This is a genomic window from Acinetobacter rudis, from assembly GCF_000829675.1.
Classification (GTDB): domain Bacteria; phylum Pseudomonadota; class Gammaproteobacteria; order Pseudomonadales; family Moraxellaceae; genus Acinetobacter; species Acinetobacter rudis.
The window spans coordinates 1-7,509 of record NZ_BBRX01000106.1 but is presented as its reverse complement, the minus strand read 5'-3'; the positions used below and the strand labels follow the sequence as shown (position 1 = coordinate 7,509).

5 protein-coding genes are annotated in these 7,509 nt (G+C 38.8%); 3 read left to right on the top strand and 2 right to left on the bottom strand.

Going from position 1 to position 7,509, the window contains the following annotated elements:
• A partial coding sequence (locus Aru01_RS17460) for an ESPR-type extended signal peptide-containing protein (protein WP_442316357.1) occupies positions 1-2,632 on the bottom strand: 2,632 nt, incomplete at its 3' end.
• Positions 2,633-3,660: 1,028 nt separating this feature from the next.
• On the opposite strand from Aru01_RS17460, the gene antA reads away from it, so the two are divergent.
• The 3 genes from antA to antC are packed head-to-tail and all read left to right on the top strand — an operon-like array spanning position 3,661 to position 6,616.
• Positions 3,661-5,076, top strand: a complete 1,416-nt coding sequence (gene antA / locus Aru01_RS17455) for an anthranilate 1,2-dioxygenase large subunit (protein WP_016655757.1) — start codon at positions 3,661-3,663, stop codon at positions 5,074-5,076.
• 3 nt (positions 5,077-5,079) lie between these two features.
• The gene (antB, locus tag Aru01_RS17450; protein WP_016655756.1) at positions 5,080-5,571 is read left to right on the top strand and encodes an anthranilate 1,2-dioxygenase small subunit; all 492 of its coding nucleotides are present in this window, start codon (positions 5,080-5,082) and stop codon (positions 5,569-5,571) included.
• Between the two features lie 10 nt (positions 5,572-5,581).
• Positions 5,582-6,616, top strand: a complete 1,035-nt coding sequence (gene antC / locus Aru01_RS17445) for an anthranilate 1,2-dioxygenase electron transfer component AntC (protein WP_016655755.1) — start codon at positions 5,582-5,584, stop codon at positions 6,614-6,616.
• A gap of 426 nt (positions 6,617-7,042) precedes the next feature.
• On the opposite strand, the gene Aru01_RS17440 is transcribed toward antC, so the two are convergent.
• Positions 7,043-7,509: OmpA family protein (locus Aru01_RS17440; RefSeq protein ID WP_042111689.1), on the bottom strand; the 467-nt coding region annotated here is incomplete at its 5' end.

The window sequence follows — 7,509 nt, the reverse complement described above, 5'->3', positions numbered from 1 at the left end:
CACCCGAACCTTTGATGTTCATGGTTTCGCCAAGTTTTTTCGCAACAGGTGTACCGCTGTTACCTGCAAATTTTAGACCTTTGTTGGTTAACTCGGTTGTTACGGTATTTGCTGTTTCTTTTAATTGCGCAACGTTAACAGCATCAGTATCTTCTAAGCCAGCTGCAAGATTAGTAATTTGACGGCGAACTATCGTTTCCGTACCATCTTTGGCTTTATGTAGACCACCAACACTTACTGCACCTGTTGTTGCTTTAGTATTGTTAACTGCTAGTTGGTCTGCGGCAGAAGCATTTTGACCAATATAAACTTGCCCTGAAGTACCTGTTGCGGCACGATCAGCCACACTCTTTGCACCTAAAGCCATACCTCCTTCAGCTGTGACAAGTGTGTCAAAACCAACAGCTGAACCATCTACTGCGTCAGAGGTTGCATTTCGACCGAAAACACTACTACCGGTTTTATTTTCCTTTACAAAAGAACGAGATCCTACTGCTGTACTGTTATGCGCATTATCATCAACAACTGCGTTATAACCAACTGCAACAGTATTATCACCATAAGCGCCACTATCTGTACCAACTACCGTAACCTCTTTACCTAACCAAGCTAATGAGCGTAGACCTATTGCAATTGAGTTTTCTGTTACGGCATTACCACCAATAGTTAAGGCAGAATCTCCTATTGCTTGAGATGAATGACCAATTGCGATACTAAGTGGACTAAATGCAATTGCCTCGGAACCCAATGCTAAAGAGTACTCGCCCAAAGACTGTGCAAAATTACCAACCGCTGTAGAACGAAAGCCTTCTGCCTTAGACTCACTGCCTAGAGCAACAACTCCAGAACCAATTGCATTCGCGCCTTCACCTAGAGCAACTGACCAACTTCCACTTGCTTTTGCATCAATACCTATCGCAACAGCACTGATCCCTGTCGCACCATCATTATTGTAATTCCCGCCCTGTGTACCACCATCATTTACACTCACATAGTGAGTCTGATCGCCATCAGCATTTACTTTATAAGTATTGGTTATTGGATCAAATTCAACAGTTGTATGTGTACCTGCTACTACTTTTGTTTTAGCAGCATTTAACTGATCAACGTTAACCGCATCTTTTCCAGCTACACCATCAGCCACTTTACCAATAACTTTATCACCAGCATTGATACCACCCGTTGTAATGCTTGGACCATTGTTAATGGTGAGGCCAGTATTATTAATTACAGTATTGCCAACAGATACTGACTCCAAACCTGCTAGGTTTTTATCCATTGCAACAACTAAGTTGCCATCAGTATCAACCATTGTCTTGATGTTTTGACCTGAATATTGATCATCAGTCTTCGCACCAGTACCTTTGATGGTCATGGTTTCACCTAGCTGTTTAACTTTTGAACCAGAGTTCCCAGCAAAGGTTAGAGATCCAGTTGTTCCAGCACTTGCATTTACAGTATAGGAATTTGTTGCAGCATCATAAGTAACAGTCGTATTTGCACCTTGTTTTACTACTGTTTTGGATGCTTTAATGGCTTCATCAATGGTATTTTTACCTGTACCACCAATATCCGTCATGGTTAATGAACCGTTCGGATTCAGCGCGGCAGTACCACCTAAAACATTTTTGGTGGTACTTGCAACATTACCCAATACAGTGTTGGTTGCAAATAGTTGGCTACCATTCACCCCATCTGTACTGTCTACAGCGATTTTACCTGCAGCTAGATTTTTAATTTGGCGTTCTTTACCTGCCGAGCCAAGTGATACTTGATCACCAGCCGAAGCAGCCTGACCTTTAAAACCTCCATACGTAAGTACACCAACCGTTGCTTGGGTCTCAGATGTTGCGCTCAGATCGGTATTTGATTTAGCACCTAATGCTACAGCATTACTTTTACTCACAGAAGACTGTGCACCAACGGCCATACCAGCAGTGATATTTGCATTAACATTAGCCTCTAGACCAAGAGACATAGAGTTTGTTGCACCACTACCTACCTTAGACCTATTACCAATTGCTACACCGCCATCAGCATTATCGACATGTGACTTAGTACCAATCGCAACTGTCCCCTTAGCCAGGTCAACTCCAGCTTGATCAGAGATCGCTCCCTCACCAATGGCAACACCATATGCATAGGCCTGAGTATTACTACCAATCGCTACACCACCTTTATCGTCACCACTATTCGCCAAAGAATTCTGACCAATAGCAACGCCACCATTGTGAGATGTTGCACGATCACCTACAGCAATTGAACCCCCAGGTGTACCTGTAGATCCACTGGTTGTAGCACTGGCGCCACATCCTAAAGCTATACTACGTAATTCACCCGCTGTAGCAGCAGAACAAGTAGAATCAGAAATTGCGATTGCCCCTGAACCTGGAGCTGTTCCATTCCCCGCAGTGTAAGCAAAAGCCATTGGGCTGCTAATCATTAAGATTGCTGCACTCAGGGGTTTCAAAAATACATTTATTCCATTTTTTTGTGAATTTACATTAACTACTGCAGTTTCACCAATAACGGCTGAACTAGACGAACGTTTTCCTTTTGATTTCGCCAACTCAGAAACTGCCACCCAGGCTCCTAACGAAGCATTCCATATAACTCGATATATTTTATTCATACAACTAATGCGCTCTATTTGTCTTTAAAAAAGAACTAAGTGAACTACAACACAGAAACTATAGAATTATATGAGTGTTTGAGAATTAAACTAAACTAGGTGATGATTAAATACATATTGAAGATGTATTTAATCTGATTTATAAGCATTAAAATTACATAAAACAATATAACCCACAGCAATAAAACTATGGAAACCTTTTATTTGACATACATGTTATACAGAGCAGTAACCTTTATGATATTTACATAAATAAAAAAGTAACTTTATATTTAATTAGTTCAGGTGATTAATATTTCAATATGATTTAAAGCATATTTAATTAAAAAATATAAATTAAATATCCTAAACAAATAAAAATATTTTTTTAATTTAATATTAAATAACAATAACTTAACCAGAACAAAAATAAAAAGATAAATTAATATGAAGTTTATCTTATTAATAAAAAATAAAGATATGCACTTAATTACACTACTATTTACAAAATAAAAAACAAGTGTTATGTAATTTATAAAACAAATAAAAAAACAAATTATTTATAAAAAAAACATATATACAATCAATTAAATAGCAGCTTATAAATATAAAAACGTTACTACTTTACAAGTCATAAATAATTTAAAAACTATAAAATCCAATATAGAAAATATTAAATAATACAATCAAAGAGATATATTATTAATCTAATTACCCAAGTTTCGAGTAAAACTTAACTGTACCTATTACCTAACTTATTCGCTTAAATTTTAATCCACTGTTGTCTTTAAAAACTCAATCATCCTCTGCCTCCTTAAAAAAACTGCATTGACTAGATATTTTAAATATCTCGATATGATTTCCCACAAACATTCTTTTTCTATCAATATCGGACCTTAATTTGTTAAATATCCCTGCCAAGCACAGTAACTACACGGTAAATCGATCAGTTGCAGAATCTGGATAACAAAATGGAAAAATCGGATAGCTGTCACTTGTGAAATCCGTTTCAATCTGTCCTAAGCGCACATTGACTTGAGGATGACACAATGGCTCAAAAGAATATAAATGATTGGCAAAAATTCGTTGAGGGATGCATCGATTTTCGCCCAGAAGATGGTGTATATCGCATTGCACGCGATATGTTTACTGAACCAGAATTATTTAATCTGGAAATGGAACTCATCTTTGAAAAGGTTTGGATTTATGCCTGCCATGAAAGTGAAATTCCAAACAACAACGACTTCCTAACAGTACAGATAGGTCGTCAACCTTTAATCATTAGCCGTGATGGTAAAGGTGAACTACATGCAATGGTTAACGCCTGCCAGCATCGTGGTGCAACATTAACGCGTGTGGCGAAGGGCAATCAGTCTACATTTACCTGTCCGTTCCACGCTTGGTGCTATAAATCAGATGGTCGCTTAGTAAAAGTTAAAGCACCTTCTGAATACTGTGAAGATTTTGATAAAAATAGTCGTGGTTTAAAACAAGCACGTATTAGTAGCTATCGTGGCTTTGTTTTTGTCAGTCTAGATACACGTGCAACAGATTCTTTAGAAGACTTCTTAGGTGATGGTAAAGTTTTCTTAGATCTCATGGTTGAACAGTCCCCTACAGGTGAGCTTGAAGTACTTCAAGGTAAATCAACTTATAGTTTCGATGGCAACTGGAAACTACAAAATGAAAATGGCGTTGATGGTTATCACGTTAGTACTGTTCACTACAACTATGTATCTACCGTACAACACCGCCAACAGGTCAATGCTTCTAAGGGCGAAGAATTAGATACCCTTGACTACAGTAAACTTGGTGCAGGTGATAACACGACTGATGATGGTTGGTTCAGCCTTAAAAATGGCCATAGCGTTTTATTCAGTGAAATGCCTAACCCAACAGTACGTCCTGGTTATGACACTGTAATGCCGTACCTCGTCGAAAAATATGGTGAGAAACGCGCTGAATGGGCAATGCACCGTCTTCGCAACCTAAATCTCTATCCAAGTTTGTTCTTTATGGATCAAATTAGTTCACAGCTTCGTATTGTACGCCCTGTGGCTTGGAACAAAACTGAAGTTGTAAGCCAATGTATTGGTGTTAAGGGTGAATCAGCTGAAGCTCGTCGTAACCGTATCCGTCAATTTGAAGACTTCTTCAACGTTTCTGGTTTGGGTACACCTGATGACCTCACTGAATTCCGTGAACAACAACGTGGTTTCCAAGCACGTTTAGAGCGTTGGAGTGATATTTCCCGTGGTTACCAGCACTGGTGCTATGAAAGTAATCCGAATGCAGAAGCATTAGGAATCAATCCTGTGATTACTGGCCGCGAAATTACCCATGAAGGTTTGTATGTCAACCAGCATGGTCACTGGAAAGAGCTCATGCTCAAAGGACTTCAACAAAGAGCACTGAATATGGTTGAGTGCAATGAAGCTACTGTGCAAGAAAAGGAAGAGGTATAAGTCATGGATCAAGCACTACATTTTGCCGTAACACAGTTTATGTATAAAAAAGCTGAACTTTGTGACACCCAAGATTGGGATGCCTATCTTGAGTTATATGATGAAGACAGTGTTTATCATATTCCGCAGTGGATCGATGACCATACCTATGTCCAAGACCCTGACCAAGGTTTGTCTTATATTTACTATGCAGATCGTTCTGGTTTAGAAGACCGCGTCTTTCGTATTCGCACTGGTAAAGCTGCTTCTGCAATGCCTTTACCGCGTACTCTGCACAACATCAACAATGTGCGTGTACAAAAATTAGCAGATGGTACGCTTGAAGTTAAAGTTGGTTGGCACACCCTTTATAACCGTCAGGGTGTAGAAGGTACTTTCTATGGTCATAGTGTCTACATTTTACGTCAAGAGGGTGAAAACTTCCGAATTCGACGTCAGCACACTGTACTGTTGAACGATAAAATTGACTCAGTCCTCGACTTTTATCACGTGTAAGGGGCAAGCTATGGGACATTCAGTTGCACTTAACTTTGCTGATGGTAAAACATTTTTTATCTCAGTCAATAACAACGAATTGCTGCTTGATGCAGCAATTCGTCAGGGAATTAATATTCCACTCGACTGTCGTGAAGGTGTTTGCGGTACATGCCAAGGACAATGTGAAAGCGGTCAATATGAACTAGATTATGTCGATGAAGATGCTCTAAGTGAACGTGATCTTGCTGAACGTAAAATGCTGGCATGTCAAACTCGCGTTAAATCTGATGCTGCATTTTATTTTGATCACAGCTCTGACTTTTGTAATGCTGGTGATACATTAAAAATTGCGAGTGTAGTCACTAAAGTAGAATTAGTTTCGGAAACCACTGCAATTTTACATGTGGATGCAAGTTCACATACTGAACAATTGCAGTATCTTCCTGGGCAGTATGCACGTCTGCAGATTCCAGGTAGTGATGAATGGCGCTCTTACTCTTTTGCAAGTCAACCAAATGCAAGTAACCAACTACAGTTCCTTATTCGTATTTTACCTGACGGAGTAATGAGCAATTATTTAAGAGAACGCTGCCAAGTAGGTCAAACCATTTTGCTTGAAGCTCCTCTGGGTAGTTTCTATCTGCGTGAAGTCGATCGCCCATTGGTCTTTGTTGCAGGCGGTACAGGACTGTCAGCATTTCTTGGTATGTTAGATCGTTTAGATGCAGCTGAACATAAGCTCCCTATTCAGCTCTATTATGGGGTGAATACTGAATTAGATCTTTGTGAACAACAACGCCTACAAAGCTATTCAGAACGTTTAAACTTTAATTATCAACCTGTTGTTGGTCGCCCTTCTGCTGACTGGGTCGGTAAAGCTGGCTTTATTCACGAACATCTTGATCAAACTCAGCTTGCTGAGAATGCTTTTGATATGTATTTATGCGGCCCACCTCCAATGATTGAAGCGGTAAAAAGCTGGCTAGAATCACAGTCATTAGACAATTACCGTTTGTATAGCGAGAAGTTTTTACAGAGTAATACCGCTCAAGTAAATGCTTAAACGTTTAAAATCGTAGTTTTCTTCATTGAGTACACATGTCATCCCAAGTACTCAATTTTTTAGGCCAAAGACTATTCTTAGCAATCAGTCTTTGGCCTTTTTTTATATTACCTTTTGACAGACTTTCACTATAGACAAAGTGTTCCGCTTGCTGCTTTCGACAAATTGACTACTTTTAAAGTCCTCAACACCGATCATTACGTTATTTTTGCTAGGTATTGTTATAACTTTAGGTAAGTAGTCATGCCGAATAGCCACAAAGTGGTGATGTGGTTTTCAAATCTTAGGATTCACCGTTTTCTAGTTGTAACTAAACTTCACTTATTTCTTGAAGATACGTTATAAATTGGCAAGTTTAAAATGATTTGAATTAAACTATTCTTTGGTAAAATAAATGAGACTTTTTTAGCTATTAACTACAAAAGATTAGTTCTTTTCAACACCTGTAATTTCAACACTTACGCGACGATCTTGTTGTAAACAAGCACGTTGGGCATCAACTTTAGCTATGTCATAACAGCTATTACCCATTGGTTGAGATTTTCCTGCACTCGCATAACTAATCACTTGCGCTGGAACACCTGCACCAATCAAATAGCTCCGTACTGTTTCTGCACGTTTTAATCCTAATTGATAGTTATAAGACTCTGATCCTAAACGGTCAGTATGCCCCACCAAATGAATTTTACTTATAGTCGTATAGCCTTGCTGAATCGTACTTGCTAAACCCTTTAGTTCTTGCTTTCCTTTAGGCAATAAATCCTGTTGCGATGAACCATTAAATTTAAATAAGGCATCAGCACTTAAATTAAATTGTTTGTTCTGCACTGGATTTTGTATAACCTGTTGAACAACGGTTGTCTCTGTTGAATACATAAACTGTTGACAGTCAA